Raw genomic sequence first — 22,636 nt, forward strand, 5'->3', positions numbered from 1 at the left:
GACGTGGGCTGGTGACCTATACGGCCACGGCCCGTTCCAGCATCGCGTGCAACAGCACATTGCAGCCCGCTTCCAGGTGCTCGGGCTTGGCGTCTTCGATTTCATTGTGGCTGATGCCGTCCTTGCACGGCACGAAGATCATGCCGGCCGGCGCCAACCGGGCCGCGTAGATGGCGTCGTGACCGGCGCCGGAGACCACATCCATCACGGAATAACCAAGCTTTGCGGTGGCATTGCGCACGGCGCCAACGCAGTCGGGGTGGAACGGGCATGGCGGGTAATAGGAAACCCGTTCAAGAGATATCTCCAGTCCTGTGCCGGTGCGCGTGGCGTCGATGAAAGCCGTGATCTCGCCATGCATGGTGTTGAGCAGTTCATCGTTCACATTGCGCAGGTCGATGCTGAACTTGACTTCACCAGGAATCACGTTGCGGCTGTTCGGGAAAACCTGCACCATGCCCACCGTGCCGCGCCCATACGGCGGATAGCGGTTGGCGATGGCGACGACCTCCTGCATGATGGTGGTGGCCACCTGCAGCGCATCCTTGCGCAGGCCCATGGGCGTGGGTCCCGCATGCGCTTCCATGCCCGTCACCACGCAGTCGTACCACGACAACCCCATGACAGCCGGCACCACGCCGATGACCTTGTCGGCATCTTCCAGCACGGGGCCCTGCTCGATATGCGTTTCAAAGTAGGCGCCGATGGGATGCTCGCCCGGCACCTGATCGCCCTTGTATCCGATGCGCGCCAGCTCCTCGCCCACCGTTTTTCCTTCCGTATCCTTGGCCGCATACGCGGTTTCGAGCGAGAAGGCGCCACAAAAGACGCCCGAGCCCATCATCACGGGCACGAAGCGCGAACCTTCCTCGTTGGTCCAGAAGGCCACCTCGATGGGCGATCGCGTCTTGATATTGAGGTCGTTCAGGGTGCGCACCACTTCCAGGCCCGCCAGCACACCGTAATTGCCATCGAACTTGCCGCCCGTAGGTTGCGTGTCGATATGACTGCCCGTCATCACGGGCGGCAGGGTATTGTCTACGCCGTCGCGGCGCATGAAGACATTGCCGATCTGGTCGATGGTGATGCTCATTCCCGCGTCCGTGCCCCAACGCACCACCAGGTCGCGGCCCTGTTTGTCCAGGTCCGTCAGGGCCAGGCGCTCGACGCCGCCTTTCACTGTCGCGCCGATCTGTGCCAGCTCCATCAGGGCTGCCCACAGTCGTTCGCCATTGATGCGTAGATCATCCCGTATATCATCCATTACTGTCTCCTGACTTCATGCGGTGGTGGCGGAAAAGGCGGGCCGTTCGATATAACGCCCGGACCCTTCGACAGCCATCAGCTGGCCCTGGTGGAACACCACCTTGCCGGCGGCAATCGTGGTGCGGGGGATGCCGCGCACGGTGCGCCCTTCGAAGACATTGAAGCCCCCTTTGGCGAACTGCGTGGCGGCGGAAATGGTGCGCGTGGCCTGCGGGTCCCACAGCACGATGTCGGCATCGCTGCCTGCGGCGATGAGGCCCTTGCGCGGATATATATTGAAGATCTGCGCCGCATTGGTCGACGATACCTTGACAAATTCGGAGGGTGTCAGCATGCCGGAATTAACGCCCGCATCCCACACCACGGCCATGCGCTCCTCGACGCCGCCGCAGCCGTTCGGGATACGCGTGAAGTCGTCCTTGCCTGCCGCCTTCTGCTCCGCGCAAAAGGTGCAATGGTCGGTGGCCGTCGTATGCAGGTTGCCGCTTTGCAGACCGTGCCATAGCGCCGCCTGATGGTGCTTGCCACGAAACGGCGGGCTCATGACGTGGCCCGCCACATAACCGAAATCATCGCTCTGGTAGACGCTGTCGTCGATCACCAGATGGCCCGCCAGCGCTTCGCCATACACGCGCTGGCCATTCGCGCGCGCCCGCGTGATGGCGTCCAGCGACTCGGCGCACGAGACGTGCACGATGTACACGGGGGTATTCAAAACATTGGCGATGGCGATGGCGCGGTTGGCCGCTTCCGCCTCCACGGCGGGAGGACGCGACAAGGGATGCGCCTGCGGCCCGGTAATGCCCTTCTTCAGCAAGGCTTGCTGCAATTGAAAAACCAGCTCGCCGTTTTCCGCATGCACGGTGGGCAACGCGCCCAGCTCCAGCGAGCGGGAAAAGCTTTTCACCAGCGTTTCATCATCGGCCATGATGGCGTTTTTATACGCCATGAAGTGCTTGAAGCTGTTCACGCCATGTTCGCGCACGAGGATGCCCATCTCTTCATGTACCTGTTCGCTCCACCAGGTGATCGCCACGTGGAAGGTGTAGTCGCCGGCCGCCTTGAGCGACCACTCTCGCCACTGGTGATAGGCCTCGATCAGCGACTGCTTGGGTGCCGGAATGACGAAGTCCATGATGGTGGTGGTGCCACCCGCCAGTCCCGCCGCCGTCCCCGTGAAAAAATCGTCGGACGTGACGGTACCCATGAAGGGCAAATTCATGTGCGTGTGCGTATCGATCCCGCCCGGCATCACGTACAGACCACCCGCGTCGATCACGGTGGCGCCGACCGGTACCAAAAGATTCTCGCCGACGGCGGCGATGGTGTCGCCCTCGATCAGCACATCGGCGCGGAACGCGCGGTCGGCGTTGACGACGGTACCGCCACGTATCAATGTAGTCATCTTGTCTCCTCCTCGAAAAGATCAGGACTGCGGTGCCTGCTGCATGTGCGCCACCGCCTTGCCCTTCATCATGACGCCGTAGACGACTGCGGCGATGGCCACGCCCACGAACCAGGCGTAGGTGTAAATGGTTTTAAAGCCTTCGGCCACGCCGGGAAACGCCGTGGGAAAGGCCGCGTTCAGGAAACCCGGGATATTCGGCAGCACCGCGATAACAAAGGCGATCAGCGCCGCCATGTTCCAGCCATTGCCATACGAGTAGACGCCATCGTCGCGGTACAGTTGTTTGACGTCGAGCTGCGTCTTGCGCACAAAATAATAGTCGACGATGAGGATGCCGGCGATGGGGCCCAGCAAGGCCGAGTAGCCGATCAGCCACGTGAATATATAGCCCTGCGTCGATTCGAGCACCTTCCACGGCATCATGACGATGGCGATGAAGGCTGTGATATAGCCGCCCATCTTGTACGAAATCTGCTTCGGCGCCAGCGAGGAAAAGTCGTAGGCCGGCCCCACCAGGTTGGCCGCCAGGTTGACGCTGACCGTGTCGATCAGCAGGATGATCAGGGCGATCAGCACGGCGGCGCCCGTCATGCGGCTGGCCAGGTCGACCGGGTCCCAGATGGCCTTGCCGTACATGACCACGGAGCCTGCAGTGACGATGACAGCCAGCATGGCGAGCAATCCCATGGGCACGGGCAAGCCGATGGACTGGCCGATCACCTGGTCGCGCTGCGTCTTGGCGAAGCGCGTGAAGTCGGGGATGTTCAAGGCCAGGGTGGCCCAGAAACCCACCATGGCCGTCAACGATGGCCAGAAGACGCTCCAGAACTGGCCCGCTTTTTTGCCACCCGCGATGAATTGCGATGGCTGGTCCAGCAGGCTGGCCACGCCGCCAGCCTTGCTGTGCACCCAGTACAGCAGCACGAAGCAGATGAGGATTTTCAGCGGCGCCGTATAGGTTTCGAGTTTGCGAATCGACTCCATGCCGTGCAGGATGTAATAGAACTGGATGGCCCAGAAAGCCAGGAAGCACAGCAACTGGCTGCCGTTGATGCCCAGGCCCGCGATCTTCTCGCCGCCCAGTTCATGCCCCATCAACACGCCCATCAGGGTATAGATCATCTGCCCGCCGAACCAAGTCTGGATGCCGTACCAGCCGCAGGCGACGATGGCGCGCATCAGTGCCGGCAAGCGCGCGCCCATGGTGCCGAACGAGGCGCGCGCCAGCACCGCATACGGAATGCCGTACTTGGTGCCCGCATGGCCGATCAGCAGCATGGGCAAGAGCACGATGGCGTTGGCGAGAAATACCGTGAGTACGGCCTGGTAACCGGACATGCCACTATCGATCAGGCTGGCCGACAGGGTGTAGGCGGGAATGCACATCACCATGCCCACCCATAGCGCGGCGAAGTGATACCAACGCCAGGTGCGCTGCGCCGCAGTGGTGGGCGCAAGGTCTTCATTCCAGAGTTGCGTGTTGCCTGAATAGTCGTGGTTCACAGGTATGCTCCATCGGTTGGGAGGGGATCGGTTTTATGGAAACGGCGGCAGCCTAGCTTACCGCAAAGGCCCGCCGCTGTTTGCAAAATAAACACACGCAAGATACATGCCTTGATGCGTGCCCTAAACCGTCTCCGCCAATGCCCGTGGATTCCTGGGATCCTGCGTCCAGTTCATGTAGGGCTTGCCCGTGACCTGCGGCACCATCGTGATGCAGCCCTGCACCGGACAGGTGATTTCGCACAGATTGCAACCCACGCATTCCTCCTTGATCACCTCATATGTGCGGGTTCCGGCAGCGTCGATCAGTTGCGCAATCGACTGGTGCGAGGTGTCTTCGCAAGCCACATAACACTTGCCGCATTTGATGCAGTCGTCCTGATTAATGTGCGCGATGACCTGGTAATTCATGTCCAGATATTTCCAGTCCGTCGTGTTGGCCACGGCCTTGCCGGAAAAATCGCTGATGCGTGCATAGCCCTTTTCATCCATCCAGCGCGACAGGCCATCCTTCATCTCTTCGACGATGCGGAAACCATGCAGCATGGCGGCGGTGCACACCTGCACGCAGCCGGCGCCCAGGGCGATGAATTCGGCGGCGTCGCGCCAGTTGCCGATGCCGCCGATGCCGGAAATGGGCAGACCGCGCGTCTGCCGATCGCGGGCGATTTCCGCCACCATGTTCAGGGCGATCGGTTTCACCGCAGACCCGCAATAGCCGCCGTGCGTGCTGGCGCCACCCACGATGGGCAAGGCCACCATGCGGTCAAGATCCAGCGAGGTGATCGAGTTGATGGTGTTGATCAGCGAGACGGCATCGGCGCCGCCAGCCTTGGCCGCGCGCGCCGGCATGCGCACGTCCGTGATGTTGGGCGTGAGCTTGACGATGACGGGTAATTTGCTGTGTTTCTTGCACCAGGCGGTGACCATCTGCACATACTCGGGAACCTGGCCAACGGCCGCGCCCATGCCCCGCTCCGGCATGCCATGCGGGCAGCCGAAATTGAGTTCGATGCCATCCGCTCCTGTCGCTTCCACCTTCGGCAAAATGTCGGCCCAATAGTGTTCTTCGCACGGCAGCATCAGGGAGACGATCATGGCGCGGTCCGGCCAGTCCTTTTTCACCTGCGTGATTTCGCGCAGATTGATCTCCAGCGAGCGGTCGGTAATGAGCTCGATGTTATTGAAGCCCACCACTTCGCGGTTCTTGCCATACAGGGCGGAATAACGCGACGAAACGTTGACGGCGGCCGGGTCTTCGCCCAGGGTTTTCCACACCACGCCGCCCCACCCCGCTTCGAATGCGCGCACCACGTTATAGGCCTTGTCGGTGGGTGGCGCAGAGGCCAGCCAAAAAGGATTCGGCGCCTTGATGCCGCAAAATTCGATGCTGAGATCAGCCATTATGCAGCCTCCACTTTATTCAAAAAATCGGAATGGATGGCCAGTGCGGCCAGCTTGCCATGCTGAACGGCTTGCACCGTCAAGTCCTGTCCCTGCGCCACGCAGTCGCCACCCGCGTAGATGCCCGGCAGCACGGTGCGAAAGCCCGCATCGACGGCGATCTTGTCGCCTTCGCGTTTCAACAGTGACGCCATCGGGTCAAGCAGCACGTCGGTATCGAGGCTCTGGCCGATGGCCTTGAAGATGGCGTCGGCCGCCACGTCGAACGTTTCACCCGTCCCCGCCAGCTGCGTGCCCTGCATGCGCGTTTTCTCGAAGCGCATGCCGGCCACCTTGCCTGCCGTATCCAGCAGCACCTGCTGTGGCTGGGCCCACGTCAGCATGCGTACCTGATTCGCCTTGGCGATCTCCTGTTCGTGCTGGGTGGCCGTCATGGCGTCGAAACCACGCCGGTACACGAGGGTGACTTCCTCGGCGCCCAAACGGCCAATCTGCACGGCCATGTCGATGGCCGTATTGCCGGCGCCGATGACGATGGCGCGCTTGGGCACGGGCAGCGCGGCCAGGTCGTCCGCCTGGCGCAGCGCGCTGATATAGTCGACCGCGGCCAGCAAGCCCGGTGCATCCTCACCCGTCAGGCCCAGCTTGCGGCTGGCGCCCAGGCCCAGGCCGAGGAAGACGGCATCGTACTGCGCGTGCAAGTCGCGCAGTTGCAGGTTCTCGCCCAACACCTGGCGACATCGGATTTCAATGCCGCCTATGTCCAACAAAAATTCGACCTCCTTCTGGGCGAAATCGTCCGTCAGCTTGTACTTGGCGATGCCGTATTCATTCAGGCCGCCGGCCTTGCCTTCCTTTTCAAAGATCACCACGTCGTGGCCCAGCATGGCCAGACGGTGCGCGCACGACAGGCCCGCCGGCCCCGCGCCGACGATGGCTATCGTCTTGCCTGTGCTTGCCGCCCGTTTGAACGGATGTTGTGCGAAATGCATGTGGTCGACGGCGTAGCGCTGCAAGAGGCCGATTTTCACCGGCTGGCCTTCGGCGTCGTGGTTGCGCACGCAGACATCCTCGCACAGGATTTCCGTGGGGCAGACGCGGGCGCAGCTGCCGCCCAGGATATTCTGTTTCAGGATGCCTGCGGCGGCACCGTTGATGTTCTTGTCGTGGATATTGCGGATGAAGCTGGCCACGTCGATTTCCGACGGACAGATGCGGCTGCACGGCGCGTCGTAGCAATACAGGCAGCGGGCGCTTTCGATGGCTGCCTGGCGCGCCGTCAGGGGCGGCGCCAGGTCCGTGAAATGGCCCGCCAGCTCCTCGCTGGGCAGGGTGGCATGCGGCAAAAAATTCAATGACTCGATCATCGCGTTTTCCTTCTTTTATGCTGCGGTGGACTTTGTGTGAGAAACCGTCACTTCATCTGGGGAAAAGCAAATTCCACACCAGCGCTAGCCGTATTCGGCCAGCGCTGCATCACGGCCTTGTGGCGCGTGTAGAAACGCACGCCTTCGGGGCCATAAGCGTGGTGGTCGCCGAACATGCTGCGCTTCCAGCCGCCAAAGCTGTTGAAGGCCATCGGCACGGGCAAGGGAATGTTGACGCCCACCATGCCGACCTGGATCTGGCGCACGAATTCGCGCGCCACGCCGCCGTCGCGCGTGTAAATGGCCACGCCGTTGCCATACTCGTTGGCGTTGATCAGTTCCACCGCATGCACCACGTCGGGCGCGCGCATGATGCACAGCACGGGGCCGAAAATCTCTTCCTTGTAGATGCTCATGTCGCGTGTCACGTGGTCGAACAAGGTACCGCCGACAAAGAAGCCGTTCTCGCGGCCTGCCACCACATGGTTGCGGCCATCGACCACTAAAGTCGCGCCCTGTTCCACGCCCGAGGCGATCAGTTTCTCAATGCGCTGCTTGGCGGCCAGCGACACGACGGGTCCCATTTCCGCACCATCTTCCATACCGTCGCGCACTTTCAGTGCAGCCGTGCGCGTTGCCAGTGCATCGATCAGTTTGTCGCCCGCGTCGCCCACGGCCACCACCACCGAGATGGCCATGCAGCGCTCACCCGCCGAACCGTAGGCGGCGCCGATCAAGGCATCGACCGTCATGTCCATGTCCGCGTCGGGCATCACCACCATATGATTCTTCGCGCCACCCAGCGCTTGCACGCGCTTGCCGCTGGCGCTGCCGCGCGCATAGATGTATTCGGCAATCGGCGTCGAGCCGACAAAACTGATCGCCTGCACGACAGGATGGTCGAGAAGGGCATCGACCGTCACCTTGTCTCCCTGTACCACGTTGAAGACGCCGTCGGGCAAGCCCGCTTCCTTCAGCAATTTTGCGTGCAGCAAGGAGGCCGACGGATCGCGCTCGGACGGTTTCAGGACGAAGGTATTGCCGCAGGCGATGGCGACGGGGAACATCCACATCGGCACCATCACGGGAAAATTGAATGGCGTAATGCCGGCCACCACGCCCAGCGCCTGGCGCATGGACCAGGCATCGATGCCGCGCGAAATCTGGTCCGTGAATTCGCCTTTCAACAATTGCGGAATGCCGACGGCAAATTCCACCATCTCGATGCCGCGCGCCACTTCGCCCTGGGCATCGGCAAAGGTCTTGCCATGCTCACGCGTGAGCATGGCGGCAAAGTCGTCCGTGTGCTGCTGGCACAGCTGCAGGTAGCGGAACAGCACGCGGGCGCGGGTCAACGGCGGCGTGGCCGACCACGCGGGAAAGGCGGCGGCGGCGGCCTGCACCGCCGCGTCGACATCTTCCACGGTGCCCAGCGCAACCCTGGCGACAGGTTCGCCCAGGGCCGGGTTATACACGTCGCCGTAACGGCCACTCTGGGTGTCGACCTTGGCGCCGTTGATGTAGTGGGTAATCGTATCGAGATCAGTCATGGGGCTTCCTTAATCGAGGTTTTTCAGCACGCTCGCCAGCTTGCCAAACAGCTCGTCGACATGCTGTTTTTCCAGCACCAGCGGCGGCGACAGGGCGATGATGTCGCCTGTCGTGCGTATCAGCACGCCGTCGGCGAAGGCTTGCTTGAAGGCGTTGAAGGCGCGCGTGCCGGGCTTGCCGGCGATGGGATCGAGTTCGATGCCGGCGATCAGGCCGATGCTGCGCAAGTCGATCACGTGCGGCAAGCCTTTCAGCGAATGCACGGCGTCGCTCCAATACGCCTGCATCGCTTTAGCGTGGCCCAGGATGTCCTGTTCCTCGAATACTTGCAGGGTGGCCAGCGAGGCGGCGCAAGCGAGCGGATGGCCGGAGTAGGTATAGCCGTGGAATAGCTCGATGCCCGGTGGCGCGTCCATGAAGGCGTCGTGGATATACTGTTTGCTGAACACGGCGCCCATCGGCACCATGCCGTTGGTCAGGCCCTTGGCCGTCGTCATCAAATCCGGTTCGACGTCGAAATAGTCCGCGGCAAACGGCGTCGTCATGCGACCGAAACCCGTGATCACTTCATCGAAGATGAGCAGGATGCCATGCTTGGTGCACAGCTCGCGCAAGCGTTTCAAATAGCCTTTCGGCGGGATCAGCACGCCCGTGGAGCCGGCCACCGGTTCGACGATGACGGCGGCAATCGTCGAGGCATCGTGCAGCGCAACGATGCGTTCCAGTTCATCGGCCAGGTGGGTGCCGTATTCGGGTTCGCCCACCGTGTAGGCATTTTTGTCCAGATTATGCGTGTGCGGCAGGTGGTCCACGCCGGGAAGCAAGGGGCCGAAGGTCTTGCGGTTGCCGCCGATGCCGCCCACGGAAATGCCGCCGAAGCCCACGCCGTGGTAACCGCGTTCGCGGCCGATCAGGCGCGTACGTGCGCCCTCGCCACGTGCGCGGTGGTAGGCCAGGGCGATTTTCAGGGCCGTGTCGACAGCTTCGGAACCGGAGTTGGTGTAGAAGACGTGGCCGAACTTGTGTCCCGTGTACTCCATCAGTTTTTCCGCCAGGTCGAAGGCGGCCGGATGGCCCATCTGGAAGGTAGGTGCGAAGTCGAGCTGGCCCACCATCTCGCGGATGGCGCTCACGATTCTTGGCTGCGCATGGCCGCACGGCACGCACCATAGGCCGGCCGTGCCATCGAGGATGGCGTTGCCATCGACATCCTTGTAGTACATGCCTTCGGCCGACACCAGCAAGCGCGGATGGGCCTTGAAATCGCGGTTATTCGTAAACGGCATCCAGAATGCCGACATCGATTCTGGCCTGGTTTCGTTCATGACCTTCTCCTTGGGATGAGCTGCCGCGGCGCCAAGATCGTTTTTGACGAAGCGTAAAATAATTTACCAGTTGGCAAAAAGCTGATGTAATAATAGTCAGGCCATCCTCAATGGCACAGATACACAAACGGCAAAGTATCCCAACCGTACAGGCCGAAAAACCACTACAGTTTTGTGCAGGGCAGCATAAGGAGACACCGTGAAGCACAGCGACAGCACAGACGATGCCCCCGAGCAAGGCAGTGGCTGGCCCGTGCTGGACATCGACCGCCAGAAAAAGGGCGGACTGGTCGAACAGATTGTCATCGCCATCAGCGTCATGGTGGGTAGCCGCGTGCTGCGCATCGGCACGCGGATGCCGTCCGTGCGCCAGTTCGCCCGCTGCAATGGCGTATCGACTTTCACCGTCGTCGAAGCGTATGACCGCCTGGTCAACCTGGGTTTGCTGTCGTCACGACGCGGTTCCGGCTATTTCGTTGCGCGCCACGATATCGCCGCCTCGCCGCAATTGGCCCTGCACGCCAGCCCCACCGCCATCGATGCCCTCACACCGGACCTGTATTCGGGCGTGTCCGATGCCCTGCCCGTGGGTGCGGGCTGGCTGCCGCCCGAGATGTATAGCGAAGCGACCGTGCTCGATGCCGTGCGCCAGGCCATGCGCATTCCCGCCAGCCGCCTGCGCGGCTACGGCCACCCGCTGGGCTTTCCCTCGCTGCGCCAGCACCTGGCCAGCAGCCTGTCGGAAGAGCTGTTCCAGGTGGAGCCGGACCAGGTCTTGCTGACGCATGGCGCCACACACGCCTTCGATTTGATCCTGCGCAGCCTGACCAAGCCGGGCGACACGGTGCTGGTGGAAGACCCCGGCTACAGCAATCTGCAGTCGCTGATACGCCACCACGGCTGCATCCCCGTCGGCATTGCGCGCAGCGAAGCGGGGCTGGACCTCGATGCGCTGGCCAGCGAGGCCACGCGCACCCAGCCCAAGCTGATGTTTGTCAATACAGCACTGCAAAATCCACTGGGCACCTCGCTCAGCCAGGCACAGACGCACCGCCTGCTGGCGCTGGCCGAGCAGTTCGATTTCTGGCTGGTGGAAGACGATATCTACCGCGAACTGGCGGCGCGCGGCGACGCCTCGCTGGCGGCCATGGACGGCTTGCGCCGCGTGATCCGCGTGGGCAGTTTTTCCAAGACCCTGTCACCCGTGTTGCGCGTCGGTTCCATCTGTGCCTCGCCATCGCTGGTGGCCGAACTGGTGCGCGTGAAAATGCTGGCGGGACTGACGACGTCGGAAATCAACGAGCGCGCCGTCTACCACGCCATCTCCGCGCGGCCCTACAAGCGCATGATCGAACGCCTGGTGGCGCAGCTCGAAGCGGCCCGCGAACGCAGCATCGACTGCCTGGCGCAGGCGGGCTTAGCGCCCGTGGCGCGGCCCCGCGGCGGCATGTTCGTCAGCGCAGGCTGGCCCGACCTGCAGACGCCGGAATGGAATGGCAAGATCATCGCCGACATGGCCTTGAAGGCCGGCATCCTGCTGTCGCCAAACGAATTTTTCATGCTGCGCCCGCCCGAGACGGTGTGGTTCCGTTTCAACGTGGCCTACACCGACAACCCCGTGCTGCAAGCCTTCCTGCAATCGATACGCCCACGCTAAAGAATCCGCCATGGCCAGCGAAAAATCCCCTGCCCTTCCCGTGAAAAATGCCGGCGGCCGGCGCCGGCAAAACCGCGACCGCCTCGAAGCGGACATCCTGGAACAGGCCGTGCGCGCATTCGCCGAAAGCGGCTATGAAGGCGCCTCGATCGCCACCATCGCCGAGCGGGCCGGCCTGTCGAAGCAAAACCTGATGTATTACTTCCCGTCCAAGCAACTGCTGTACCAGCGCGTGCTCGACGATGTCCTCGACGATTGGCTGGCGCGCATGGAGTCGCTGGCCAATGAACACGACGAGCCGCGCGACGTGCTGCGCGCGTATATCGGCGCCAAGCTGCGTTTTTCGCGCGAACAGCCATGGGCCTCGCGCGTGTATGCACTGGAAGTGATCAATGGCGCGCCCCTGTACGGCGCGCAGATACGCGACAGGGTCGTGCCCTTGCTGCGCAAGGATATCGCCGTCTTCGAAGCCTGGATCGCCGCCGGCAGGATCGCGCCCGTCAATGCCACGCACCTGATGTTCGCCATCTGGGCCATGACGCAATCGTATGCGGACTTTTCAGCGCAGATGGCCCTGGTGCTGGAACGCAAGCAGCTCACGCGCAAGGATTACGAGGATGCTGAAATCCTGCTCACGCACATGGTGCAGGCGGCGATCGCCCTGCCTGCGGCAGCGCCCCGCACGTGATGAAAGTTCCAATGAACAATCCAGCAGTGATAGCATGGCGCGCTGGAGCGTTTGCAATAGCGACGCCACATCGACAGGATAAGGAACAGGCATGAAACAATGGTCATCGGCGCGCACGGCGTCATTGCTGGGCAAAGCTGCCTGCGCGGCGCTGCTGGCATTGGCGTGCGCGGCACAGGCGCAGACAGTGGGCCTGATAGTGAATCAGCCGCTCAGCGAAACCTGGCTCAACGCAGGCTTTTATTCGTATCACTTTCAGCGCGATAAAAATCTGAACGACAGCAATCCTGGCCTGGGCGCCGAATACCGCTTTTCCACGGTCGCGTCGGCCACGGCCGGGCGCTTCTACAATAGCGACCGCGCCTACTCGAACTACGTGGGCGTGTACTACCAGCCCATCAAGGTAGGCCCGCTGCGCGTCGGCGCCGTCGTTGGCGGCTTCAGCGGCTATCCGAAGATGCGCGATGGCGGCTGGTTCCCGGCCCTGGTTCCCACCATCAGCTATGAATACCAGCGCGTGGGCGTGAATATCGCCATCGTGCCGTCCTACAAGGACCGCCTGTATGGCGCCCTCAGTTTCCAGCTGAAACTCAAGGTATTTGAATAACCGTTTGTCCCGGCCTGTCGCCGTTCGCGCCGCCATTCCTGCCATTCGTCGCATACGCGATGTTCGACAGCAAGGTTTTGCCTATAGTGGATTCATCGCCAGCCTGCATATGGCAGCGGCAACCACAGGAGAACGGCATGAAAGACATCAATTCGGCACCGGGCAGCACTTCCTTCAGCGCTTTCTGGAGCGAACTGTGCGCTTACGCGCACCAGGGCATGGCCGCCCTGCGCGCCATGTCCTGGCCCATGCTGCTGGGGTGCTGCCTGGGACTGGCGTTCCTGATCACCATCTTGCCGCTAGCCATCATGCTGTTTGCCCTCGTCATGCTGCTGAGGTGGGCAAGCAACAGCGACGACACGGGAACAGACACGAAGACAGAAAATTCTCCGCAGTCAACGCAATAAAAATTTGCGTCGTGGCAAGAGTGCAATGATTGTTCTATGGCACTATGGGTGCGCGCAGCATTGACGGGCATCAAGCCCATTCCGATGGATGGGCTTGAGACGGAACATTATGCAGTGTCAACGATCAAAGCTACTCCCCCTCAGCCATAGGAGTTTTCTGATGACCACGACAGCAAAAGCTACAGCAGCTACGACCATTCCCTGCCTGCGCTACCGCGATGCCCCCGCCGCCATCGAATGGCTGTGCAACGCACTCGGTTTTGAAAAACAATTGATCGTGCCTGACGGCAACGGCGGCGTCGCCCATGCGCAACTGAGCTTTGGCAATGGCATGGTCATGGTGGCACCGGCCCTCGACAGCGACTATGGCCGCCTGATGAAACTGCCTGGCGACCTCGGTGGCGCCAACACGCAAAGCTGCTACCTGGTCGTCAGCGATGCCGACGCCGTCTACCGCAGCGCGCGCGAGGCCGGTGCCGAGATCGTGCTCGACATCAAGGATGAAGATTACGGCGGACGGGGCTTTACCTGCCGCGACCCGGAAGGCCATATCTGGAGCCTGGGCACCTACGATCCATGGTAAAACGGAGAACAATGATTATCAGTACCCTCGCCGCCGCCAGCCTTGCGCTGATCGGCGGTTTCCTGTCCGCTCCCGTCCTCGTTGACGAGCACCTCAACCGCGTCCATCCTCGGTCCGGCAAGTCGCCATCGACAGCCACTGCGGCCCTGCACCAGAGCCTGTGGATCGCCGACCTGCACGCGGACAGCCTGCTGTGGCAACGCAATCTGAACCACGACAGCCAGCGCGGGCATGTCGACTTTCCCCGCCTGCAGCGGGCCAACGTGGCGCTGCAAGCCTTTTCCGTCGTCACCAAGACGCCGCGCAAGATGAATATCGAGCGCAATGGCAGCGACACGGACAACATCACGGCACTGGTGGTGGCGCAAGGCTTGCCGCCCGCCACCTGGAACAGCCTGCTGGCGCGCGCCACCTACCAGGCAGATGAATTGCGCCAGCAAGCGGGCAAGAGCCATGGCAAGGTCCGGGTCATCGGCAGCCGCGCCCAGCTGCGCAGTTTCATCGCCGCGCGCGAAAAGTATCCCGCCCTGCTGGGCGGCTGGCTGACACTGGAAGGCGCGCATGCGCTCGAAGGCAAGCTGGACAACCTCGATACCTTGTATCGGGCGGGCTTCCGCATGGCCGCGCCCACGCATTTCTTCGACACGGAACTGTCCGGCTCCCAGCACGGCCTGAAAAAAGGCGGCCTGACGCCGCTGGGCAAGCAGTGGCTGCGCGCCATGGAGCAGCGCAAGATGATAGTCGACCTGGCGCATGCCTCGCCGGCCGCCATCGACGACGTCCTGAGCATGGCGACGCGTCCCGTGATGGTGTCGCACACGGGCGTGCGCGGCACCTGCGCCAACGGGCGCAACCTGAGCGACAGCCAGTTGAAACGCATCGCCGCCCAGGGTGGCCTGGTGGGCATCGGCTTCTGGAATACGGCCGTCTGCGGCAAGGATGTGGCGTCCATTGCGCGCGCCATCGGCTACACGGTCAAGCTGATCGGCGCGGAACATGTAGCCTATGGCTCGGACTTCGACGGCGCCGTTACCACCGCCATCGACGCGGCGGGCTTGCCGCGATTGACGCAGGCGCTGCTCGATGCGGGCCTATCGGAGGCGCAAATCCGCCGCGTGGCGGGAGAAAACGTGCGCGACTTTTTACTCAAGAACCTGCCCGACGACGATGCCTAGGCTAGCCTAGCGCCTGAACCAGCGCCTGGTCCGCCACCTGGCGTGGCCGGATGCGTATCAGCTTGCGGTACAGCGGTGGCATGGCGTTGCACAGCGCCAGCAGCGCGTCCTGCGCCATGGCCGGGCGCACGTACTGGAATTGTGCCGGATTATTCTCCGGCAGCGCCCCTTCCATGGTGGAACCGTAGGCACCCAGAGTCATGAAACTGGCGGCGCTGTCGTCCGGGCCGATGGCCAGCACGAAGGTGCCATGCTTGGGGTGGCTCAGATAGCTTTTGATTTCATCCTGCAGCGCCGGCTCCGCATTCGCCATCAATTCAAAACGCAGCTGCGCGTACTGGCGCGTGCATTCCATGAACGGCGTGCGGATGGCCGATTGCGCCAATTTTCCCGACATGCACAGCAGAAGGTTGCCAAAAGAATCGAGCAAGGCGGCTGCGTCGCCCTGGCCGCCATCGCGCACATCCTGCTCCATGGCCGCCTGCAGGAATGGCGCCAGGCCAGCATCGGGCGCATGCGGGTCGCAGCGATAGGTCAGGGCATCGGGATAGCGGCGCCGCAAGGCGCGCACCACGGCATGCTCGGTCGGCAAGGTGGCGGGATCGCGCAGGTGCACGTCGTCGCCAGCGTTCAGCAACTGCATCACCTGCGCCGATGTCGCTTCGAACACCAGCGAGCACAGTGCCTGCGTCGCCTCGTGGATGCTCTTGCCGATGAAAAAAGATTTGGGCGCGGCGCCGGAAGGCAGACGCGCATACTCGGTGGCACCGCGCACGGCCGGATAGCAAAAGCTGCGGCCGGCCTGCGCCAGCAGCGGCGCCGGCAAGGCGGCAAACGTGGCACTCCCATCGTAATTGATGCCGGCCTTGACGTCGGGCGCGGCCGCCACCACGTTGAAACCGGCCGTCAGGATGGCACCCGTGCACATGCAGCAGGGGTCGAGCGAAGTGACGATGGTCAGTTCGCCCGGCTGAGGCAAGGGTGTGCCCTTGGCCCGCTCGGCGAAATACCAGTCCACCAGCTGGCGCTCGCCATGCGCGGTGGGGTCGAACACCAGGCCCTGGCGCACGACGTTGTTGTGCATCGATTGCAGCACATTGCCAGCGCCGTCGAGCAGCACGCCGCCCACGCCGAACGTGCCCTGCGTCTTGGCGGCCATGGCTTCGGCCGCGGCGATGGCCACGGCGGCCTGGATGTCGATCGTCTTGTTCAAGCGTATCCTGTTACTTCATGTCCAGGTCGGAATTGCCGAAGCCGTGCGGCAGCAGCCAGCCCGCCGTCACTTCCATGACATCGTTTTTCAGGTTCGTCAGGATCACCGGCAAATCGGCGCCGCCCAGCTCGAACATCACCTGGCGGCAGGCACCGCATGGAGAGATCGGTTCCGCCGTGTCACCCGTGACGGCCAGCTTGGCGAAGTCGCCCGGCTTGCAGCCATGCGCGACGGCGCTGAAAAACGCCGTGCGTTCGGCGCAGTTGCACAGGCCATACGCGGCGTTTTCCACGTTACAGCCACGAAAGACGCGGCCATCCTTGCACAGCAGCGCCGCGCCCACCTTGAAACGCGAGTATGGCGCGTAGGCCATTTCGCGCCCGGCATTGGCTTCGGCGATCAGTTCTTGGTTATTCATTTGCTTCTCTATCTGTAAAACCCGCGAAAGGCCGGGGTCAGACCCTCAGGGTCTGACCCCAGATTTTGCTTGTAGGGCTAAGTTATGGACGAATCGTACGGTAAATCACCGGATTGGCCGTCAGCGCCACTGCGCTGATTGCATACGCTTCCTGGATTTCCTTGACAGCTTGCTGCGCCGCCGCTTCCGTGCGCGCATGCACCATGGCCAGCGGCTGGCCAACGGCCACTTGCTCGCCCAGGCCCACCAGGTCGGTCAGGCCGACAGCGAAGTCGATGCTGTCGGTCGGACGGCGGCGGCCACCACCCAATGCCACCACGGCCAGGCCGATGCCGCGGCAATCGCGCACATTGGCAAAGCCGGCGGTGAGTGCTGGCGCCGGCACGACGAACGGCGCTTTTTCCAGATGCTTGTCCGGATTCTCGACCAGATCGGCCGGGCCGCCCAGGGCGGACACCATGCGCGAGAAACGCTCGGCCGCTTCGCCCGAATCGAGGGCCGCCATCAATTTCGCGCGCGCTTCCTCCTCCGTGGCGGCAAGGCCGCCCAGCACCAGCATCTCGGCGCACAGCGCCAGCGTCACTTCATGCAGACGCGCAGGACGCGAACGGCCCGTCAGGTAATCCATCGCGCCGCGCACTTCCAGCGCATTGCCGGCGTACGGCGCCAGCGACTCGTTCATGTCCGTCAAAATGGCCGACGTCTGCATGCCCGCGCCATTGCCGACGGCGACGATACTCTCGGCCAGCTCCACCGATTTGTCGTAGGTCGGCATGAAGGCGCCCGAGCCCACTTTGACGTCCATCACCAGCGCGTCCAGGCCGGCAGACAGTTTCTTCGACAGGATGGAGCCGGTGATCATGGCCACCGATTCCACCGTGGCGGTGACGTCGCGGATGCTGTAAAAACGCTTGTCGGCCGGCGCCAGCTGCGCCGTCTGGCCGATGATGGCCACGCCGATGTCCTGCACCACCTTGCGGAACAATTCATTGTCCGGCACCGTGCAATAGCCGGGAATGGCGTCGAACTTGTCCAGCGTGCCACCCGTATGGCCCAGGCCGCGGCCCGAGATCATCGGCACGTAGCCGCCGCACGCGGCGACCATGGGGCCCAGCAGCAGGGAAACCACGTCGCCGACGCCGCCCGTCGAATGCTTGTCGACGACAGGGCCCGGCAGGCTCAGCGCACGCCAGTCCAGCACGTGGCCGGAATCGCGCATGGCCAGGGTAAACGCGACGCGCTCGTCCATGTTCATGTCGTTGAAAAAGACGGCCATGCCCAGCGCCGCGATCTGACCTTCGCTGACGCTGCCGTCAGTGATCCCGCGCACAAAAAACTGGATTTCCTCGGCGCTCAAGACACCCTTGTCGCGCTTCTTGCGGATGATTTCTTGGGTTAAAAACATGGATTAACTCCGATCATGATATCTGGGGTCAGAACCAACGGCTCTGACCCCAGCTTTGCCAGCATTACTTATCGATTAGACGCCGTAAGGTATCCACACGTTTTTCACTTGCGACGCATGCGCCAGCACGGCACGGCCACCGCTTTGGACGGCGCTGTACCAATCGCGGCCTTTGGCGCCACCGACCCAGGTGCGCTTCAGGGTGCCAGCAGACAGGCGCTCGACTTCCGCGCAGCCTTCGGCCGAACCGTCATGGCGCCAGACGGCGTCGATGTCGGCGTGCGTGGCCAGGGTGCGCGCCAGTTCATCGGCGCTGCCGCTGATGATGTTGACGACACCGCCCGGCAAGTCGGAAGTGTCGAACACCTGGTACAGGTCCAGCGCGGACAAGGGATGCGCTTCCGACGGCACCACCACCACGCGGTTGCCCAGCGCGATAGCCGGCGCCACCAGCGAAATAAAGCCGAGCAACGGCGCTTCATTCGGACAAACGATGCCGATCACGCCAACCGCTTCGTTCAGCGCCACGGTGATGCCCTTGGTGGGCGGCTGGTGCGCCAGGCCGTCGTATTTGTCGGCCCAGGCAGCGTAGTAGAACAGGCGTTCGATCGACGCCTGCACTTCCTTCTCAGGATTTTTACTGCCCGTCATGGCGGCGATGCGGGCGGCAAATTCGTCGGCGCGCGCCGCCAGGTTTTCGGCGATGTAGTACAGCACTTGCGCGCGGTTATGCGCCGTGGCGCTGCTCCAGCCAGACGCTTTATGCGCCGCTTCGACCGCGTTGCGGATATCCTTGCGGCTGCCTACGCCCACTTCGGCCAGCAGGGCGCCATTCGCGCCGAATACGGGCGCGCTATACGCGCTGTCAGGGCGCGCCTGCTTGCCGCCGATGTACATCTTGGCAGTGCGGTCGATGGCGAACGGATCGGCTGTCGCCGGCTTCACATTGCCTTTGGCCTTGGCTTGCACCACCGGCAAGGCCGGGCGCGCATCTTCGGCCAGGGCCGTCATGTATTCCAGCATGCCTTCGCGGCCGCCTTCACGACCGAAGCCCGATTCGCGGTAGCCGCCGAAGCCGCACGCGGCGTCGAACTGGTTCGCGCTGTTGATCCACACCACGCCAGCCTTGATGGCGGGAGCGATGTCCAACGCGAGGCTGATCGACTCGGTCCACACGCTGGCGGCCAGGCCGTACACCGTATTGTTCGCCAGTTGCACCGCTTCTGGCGGTGTACGGAAGCTCATCGCCACCAGCACGGGGCCGAAGATTTCAGCCTGCGCCACTGCGGCCGAGGTCGATGCGCCCGTGATCAGGGTGGGTGGGAACCACGAGCCGTCTGCCGGCAGTTCGCACGCCGGCTGCCACACGTCGCAGCCTTCGGCACGGGCGGTATCGACCAGCGCGGCGATGCGCTGGCGCTGCACCGGGTCGACCAGCGCGCCCACATCCATCGATTTGTCCAGGGGAGAACCAAGGCGCAAGTTTTCCATGCGCGCGCGCACCTTGTTCAGGAAGCGCTCCTGGATCGATTCCTGCACCAGCAGGCGCGAACCGGCGCAGCACACTTGCCCCTGGTTGAACCAGATCGAGTCGACCAGGCCTTCCACGGCGCCATCCAGGTCCGCGTCTTCAAAGACGATGAACGGCGACTTGCCGCCCAGTTCCAGCGACAGCTTCTTGCCGCTGCCGGCCGTCGCCACACGAATCAAACGGCCCACTTCCGTCGACCCTGTAAACGCGATCTTGTCGACGCCAGGGTGGTTGACGATGGCCGAACCCACGCGGCCGTCGCCGGTGACGATATTGACCACGCCGGCCGGCACGCCCGCCTGCAGGCACAATTCGGCGAACAGCATGGCGGTCAGCGACGTGAATTCGGCCGGCTTGAAGACCACCGTGTTACCGGCCGCCAGCGCTGGGGCGATTTTCCACGACAGCATCAGCAGGGGGAAATTCCACGGCACGATCTGGCCCACCACGCCCACGGCGCGATAGTCGGCGAATTCTTCCGATTGCAGCTGCGCCCAGCCGGCGTGATGGTAGAAGTGACGCGCGGCCAGCGGCAGGTCGATATCGCGCGTTTCGCGGATGGTCTTGCCGTTGTCCAGGGTTTCGAGCACGGCGAACAGGCGCGAGTGCTTTTGCAGCAAGCGTGCCAGCGCGTACATGACTTTCGCGCGGCCGTGGCCACCCATGCCCTGCCATACGGGCAGCGCGCGGCGCGCCGCTTCCACGGCGCGTTCCACGTCTGCATCGGTAGCTTGCGTCAGTTCCGCCAGTTGCGTGCCATCGGCCGGATTGGTCGAGGCGAACAGCTCGGCCGGCTCGCTCCAGGCATTGTCGATGAACAAACCGAATTTGCGCTGGTGGCCGTCGAGCCACGCCTGTGCTTCTTTTTGACTTTCGGGAGCGGGGCCGTAGTCCATAGTAGTGAGAATCTCGTTAATTGTAGGCATGACGAATGTTCTTTAAGGTTGTGCGTGACGATGATTGGCCGAGTAGCTACCGGTGACGTAGTGCTCGAGTTGGCGCTCGATGTCGGTCAGCAGGCTGGAAGCGCCGATGCGGAACAGGTGCGGCTGCAACCATTCGTTGCCCAGTTCTTCCTTCATCAGGGTCAGGTATTGCAGTGCGCTCTTGGCCGAGCTGACGCCGCCGGCCGGCTTGAAGCCCACCTGAAAGCCCGTCTGCTCGTGGTATTCGCGGATCGTGCGCACCATCGTCAGGGCCACCGGGATGGTGGCGTTCACGCCCTCTTTACCGGTGGAAGTCTTGATGAAATCGGCGCCTGCCATCATGCAGACCCACGAAGCCTTGGCCACGTTTTCCATGGTCAGCAAGTCGCCCGTGGCGAGAATCGCCTTCACGTGCGCTTCGCCGCACGCCTTGCGGTAAGCCAGCATTTCGTCGTACAGCACTTGCCAGTTGCCGTTCAGGACGTGCTGGCGCGTGATGACGATATCGATCTCGGAAGCGCCGGCGGCAACCGACAGCTCGATCTCGCGCAGCTTCGTTTCCATGCTCGTCAGGCCAGCCGGGAAACCCGTCGACACGGCGGCGATGGGCAGGCGGCCCTGGATGACTTTCACGGCCGGTTGAATCATCTCGTGATACACGCACACGGCGCCGGTGCTCAACTCCGTCAAGCCCAGGGCATCCATCAGGTCGGCGCGCAGCGGGCGCATGGCCTTCATGCACAGGCGTTCCACGCGGCCCGGCGTATCGTCGCCGCCCAGGGTGGTCAGGTCGATCATCTGGATGGCTTTCACCAGCCAGGCGGCCTGGTATTCCTTTTTCACCGTGCGGCGGTTCGCCAGGCTGGCCGCGCGGCGGTCGGTCGCGGCACGATTGACGCGGATCTGGTTGATCCAGCCCAGGTCGAGGCCAACGGCCTCGTTACGCTTGAATTCGGGGTGCATGAGTGTCATAACAAGCTGCTTCCATTAGCAAGTGGTGGTACGCCAAGGTGCTTGGCGAGGGTTTGGCCAATATCGGAGAACGTCTCGGAAATACCCAGTGCGCGCGGGGCGACGCCGGGACCGAAGAAGATCATCGGAATGTGTTCACGGGTGTGGTCGGAGCCGTGCCAGGTGGGGTCGCAGCCATGGTCGGCGGTGATCACGACCAGGTCGCCTTCCTTGAGCTTGGCCATGAATTCCGGCAGGCGCGCATCCATTTCGCGCAACGCATCGGCATAGCCCTCGACGTTGCGGCGGTGGCCGAAAGCCTGGTCGAAATCGACGAAGTTCACAAAAGTGAGCGACTTGTCCTGCACTTCATCGGCCGTTTTCAGCAGCGCTTCAAACAGCGCCATATTGTCGACGCCCTTCACGACTCTGGAAATACCCTGGGTGGCGAAAATGTCGCTGATCTTGCCCAGGCCGACGACTTCGCCGCCCGCATCCTTGACGTGATCGAGCAGGGTCTTGCTTGGCGGTGCCACCGCATAATCGTGGCGATTGGAAGTGCGCGTGTAGTTGCCATTGCTGCCCGTGAACGGGCGGGCGATGACGCGGCCGATGTTGTACGGTTCGACCAGCTTGAAGGCCATTTCGCACACTGCGTACAGGCGTTCGAGGCCGAACGATTCTTCATGCGCGGCGATCTGCATCACCGAGTCGCCCGACGTATAAATAATCAGCTTGCCGGTGGCGACGTGTTCATCGCCATGCTTGTTGATGATGTCCGTGCCCGAGGCATGGCAGTCGCCCAGGAAGCCTGGCACGCCCGACATGGCTTTCAGCTTGTCGGTCAGGTCGGCCGGGAACGATGGCGTGGTGCGCGGGAAGTAGCCCCAGTCGAATTCGACGGGCACGCCGGCGATTTCCCAGTGGCCGCTCTGCGTGTCCTTGCCGGTGGAGCGCTCGCGCGCCGCGCCGTAGGCGCCGGTGAAGCCGTCGCGCTGGTCGAAGCCCGTCGCCCATTCGCCGCTAGCCAGGTGCGCCGCAGCGCCCAGTCCCAGGCGCTCCATGTTCGGGAGTTTCAAGGTCTTGCCGCTTTTGGCGACAGTGCTGGCAATGTGGCCAAAGGTATTGGCACCTGCGTCGCCATACTTGGCGGCGTCTGGCGTCGCGCCAAGGCCGAAGGAATCAAGCAGGAGGATAAATGCGCGTGACATGATAAGGCTCGCTTTATGGAATGATGCGAAGATGATGCGG

At 62.8% G+C, this 22,636-nt stretch carries 19 protein-coding genes; 6 read left to right on the forward strand and 13 right to left on the reverse strand.

Annotation, left to right across the window (positions count from 1 at the left end; all coding sequences use genetic code 11):
* Positions 1–16: 16 nt before the first annotated feature.
* The 7 genes from CSZ94_RS05330 to CSZ94_RS05360 all read right to left on the reverse strand — a co-directional run bounded on the left by CSZ94_RS05330 (position 17) and on the right by CSZ94_RS05360 (position 9,824).
* Positions 17–1,264, reverse strand: coding sequence for a Zn-dependent hydrolase (locus CSZ94_RS05330; RefSeq protein WP_102120552.1), 1,248 nt, complete (start codon positions 1,262–1,264; stop codon positions 17–19).
* 15 nt (positions 1,265–1,279) lie between these two features.
* The gene (gene hydA / locus CSZ94_RS05335; protein ID WP_102120553.1) at positions 1,280–2,671 is read right to left on the reverse strand and encodes a dihydropyrimidinase; all 1,392 of its coding nucleotides are present in this window, start codon (positions 2,669–2,671) and stop codon (positions 1,280–1,282) included.
* 21 nt (positions 2,672–2,692) lie between these two features.
* On the reverse strand, positions 2,693–4,177 hold the full coding sequence (locus CSZ94_RS05340; protein ID WP_102120554.1) for an NCS1 family nucleobase:cation symporter-1: 1,485 nt from the start codon (positions 4,175–4,177) through the stop codon (positions 2,693–2,695).
* Positions 4,178–4,300: 123 nt separating this feature from the next.
* Entirely contained in the window at positions 4,301–5,581 is a 1,281-nt protein-coding gene (preA, locus tag CSZ94_RS05345) for an NAD-dependent dihydropyrimidine dehydrogenase subunit PreA (protein ID WP_219725974.1), read from the reverse strand.
* Positions 5,581–6,948 (reverse strand): NAD(P)-dependent oxidoreductase, encoded by a 1,368-nt coding sequence (locus CSZ94_RS05350; RefSeq protein ID WP_102120556.1) that lies wholly within the window; start codon positions 6,946–6,948, stop codon positions 5,581–5,583. Before CSZ94_RS05350 ends, preA begins: the two co-directional genes overlap by 1 nt.
* 47 nt (positions 6,949–6,995) lie before the next feature.
* Positions 6,996–8,498, reverse strand: a complete 1,503-nt coding sequence (locus CSZ94_RS05355; protein ID WP_102120557.1) for a CoA-acylating methylmalonate-semialdehyde dehydrogenase — start codon at positions 8,496–8,498, stop codon at positions 6,996–6,998.
* 9 nt (positions 8,499–8,507) lie between these two features.
* A complete protein-coding gene (locus CSZ94_RS05360) occupies positions 8,508–9,824 on the reverse strand; it encodes an aspartate aminotransferase family protein (RefSeq protein ID WP_102120558.1) in 1,317 nt (438 codons plus the stop codon).
* 199 nt (positions 9,825–10,023) lie between these two features.
* On the opposite strand from CSZ94_RS05360, the gene CSZ94_RS05365 reads away from it, so the two are divergent.
* The 6 genes from CSZ94_RS05365 to CSZ94_RS05390 all read left to right on the forward strand — a co-directional run bounded on the left by CSZ94_RS05365 (position 10,024) and on the right by CSZ94_RS05390 (position 14,941).
* The gene (locus CSZ94_RS05365) at positions 10,024–11,481 is read left to right on the forward strand and encodes an aminotransferase-like domain-containing protein (protein WP_102120559.1); all 1,458 of its coding nucleotides are present in this window, start codon (positions 10,024–10,026) and stop codon (positions 11,479–11,481) included.
* Positions 11,482–11,491: 10 nt separating this feature from the next.
* Entirely contained in the window at positions 11,492–12,169 is a 678-nt protein-coding gene (locus CSZ94_RS05370) for a TetR/AcrR family transcriptional regulator (RefSeq protein ID WP_102120560.1), read from the forward strand.
* 91 nt (positions 12,170–12,260) lie between these two features.
* Positions 12,261–12,776 (forward strand): hypothetical protein, encoded by a 516-nt coding sequence (locus CSZ94_RS05375; RefSeq protein ID WP_102120561.1) that lies wholly within the window; start codon positions 12,261–12,263, stop codon positions 12,774–12,776.
* 137 nt (positions 12,777–12,913) lie between these two features.
* The gene (locus tag CSZ94_RS05380) at positions 12,914–13,183 is read left to right on the forward strand and encodes a hypothetical protein (protein ID WP_102120562.1); all 270 of its coding nucleotides are present in this window, start codon (positions 12,914–12,916) and stop codon (positions 13,181–13,183) included.
* A gap of 160 nt (positions 13,184–13,343) precedes the next feature.
* Entirely contained in the window at positions 13,344–13,766 is a 423-nt protein-coding gene (locus CSZ94_RS05385) for a VOC family protein (RefSeq protein ID WP_102120563.1), read from the forward strand.
* Positions 13,767–13,777: 11 nt separating this feature from the next.
* The gene (locus CSZ94_RS05390; protein WP_102120564.1) at positions 13,778–14,941 is read left to right on the forward strand and encodes a dipeptidase; all 1,164 of its coding nucleotides are present in this window, start codon (positions 13,778–13,780) and stop codon (positions 14,939–14,941) included.
* 1 nt (position 14,942) lies between these two features.
* On the opposite strand, the gene CSZ94_RS05395 is transcribed toward CSZ94_RS05390, so the two are convergent.
* The 6 genes from CSZ94_RS05395 to CSZ94_RS05420 all read right to left on the reverse strand — a co-directional run bounded on the left by CSZ94_RS05395 (position 14,943) and on the right by CSZ94_RS05420 (position 22,596).
* Positions 14,943–16,154: a nucleoside deaminase gene (locus CSZ94_RS05395; protein ID WP_102120565.1), complete on the reverse strand. Its 1,212-nt coding sequence runs from the start codon at positions 16,152–16,154 to the stop codon at positions 14,943–14,945.
* Positions 16,155–16,164: 10 nt separating this feature from the next.
* Positions 16,165–16,572 (reverse strand): cytidine deaminase, encoded by a 408-nt coding sequence (locus CSZ94_RS05400; protein WP_102120566.1) that lies wholly within the window; start codon positions 16,570–16,572, stop codon positions 16,165–16,167.
* A gap of 82 nt (positions 16,573–16,654) precedes the next feature.
* A complete protein-coding gene (gene deoA, locus CSZ94_RS05405; protein ID WP_102120567.1) occupies positions 16,655–17,977 on the reverse strand; it encodes a thymidine phosphorylase in 1,323 nt (440 codons plus the stop codon).
* Positions 17,978–18,052: 75 nt separating this feature from the next.
* The gene (locus CSZ94_RS05410; protein WP_374703559.1) at positions 18,053–20,434 is read right to left on the reverse strand and encodes an aldehyde dehydrogenase family protein; all 2,382 of its coding nucleotides are present in this window, start codon (positions 20,432–20,434) and stop codon (positions 18,053–18,055) included.
* A 12-nt stretch (positions 20,435–20,446) separates the two neighbouring features.
* Complete coding sequence (gene deoC / locus CSZ94_RS05415) at positions 20,447–21,406, reverse strand: deoxyribose-phosphate aldolase (RefSeq protein ID WP_046685481.1); 960 nt, start codon at positions 21,404–21,406, stop codon at positions 20,447–20,449.
* The gene (locus tag CSZ94_RS05420) at positions 21,403–22,596 is read right to left on the reverse strand and encodes a phosphopentomutase (protein ID WP_102120569.1); all 1,194 of its coding nucleotides are present in this window, start codon (positions 22,594–22,596) and stop codon (positions 21,403–21,405) included. Before CSZ94_RS05420 ends, deoC begins: the two co-directional genes overlap by 4 nt.
* Between the last annotated feature and the right edge of the window lie 40 nt (positions 22,597–22,636).

It is taken from the genome of Janthinobacterium sp. ROICE36 (assembly GCF_002869965.1).
Lineage (GTDB): Bacteria > Pseudomonadota > Gammaproteobacteria > Burkholderiales > Burkholderiaceae_D > Janthinobacterium.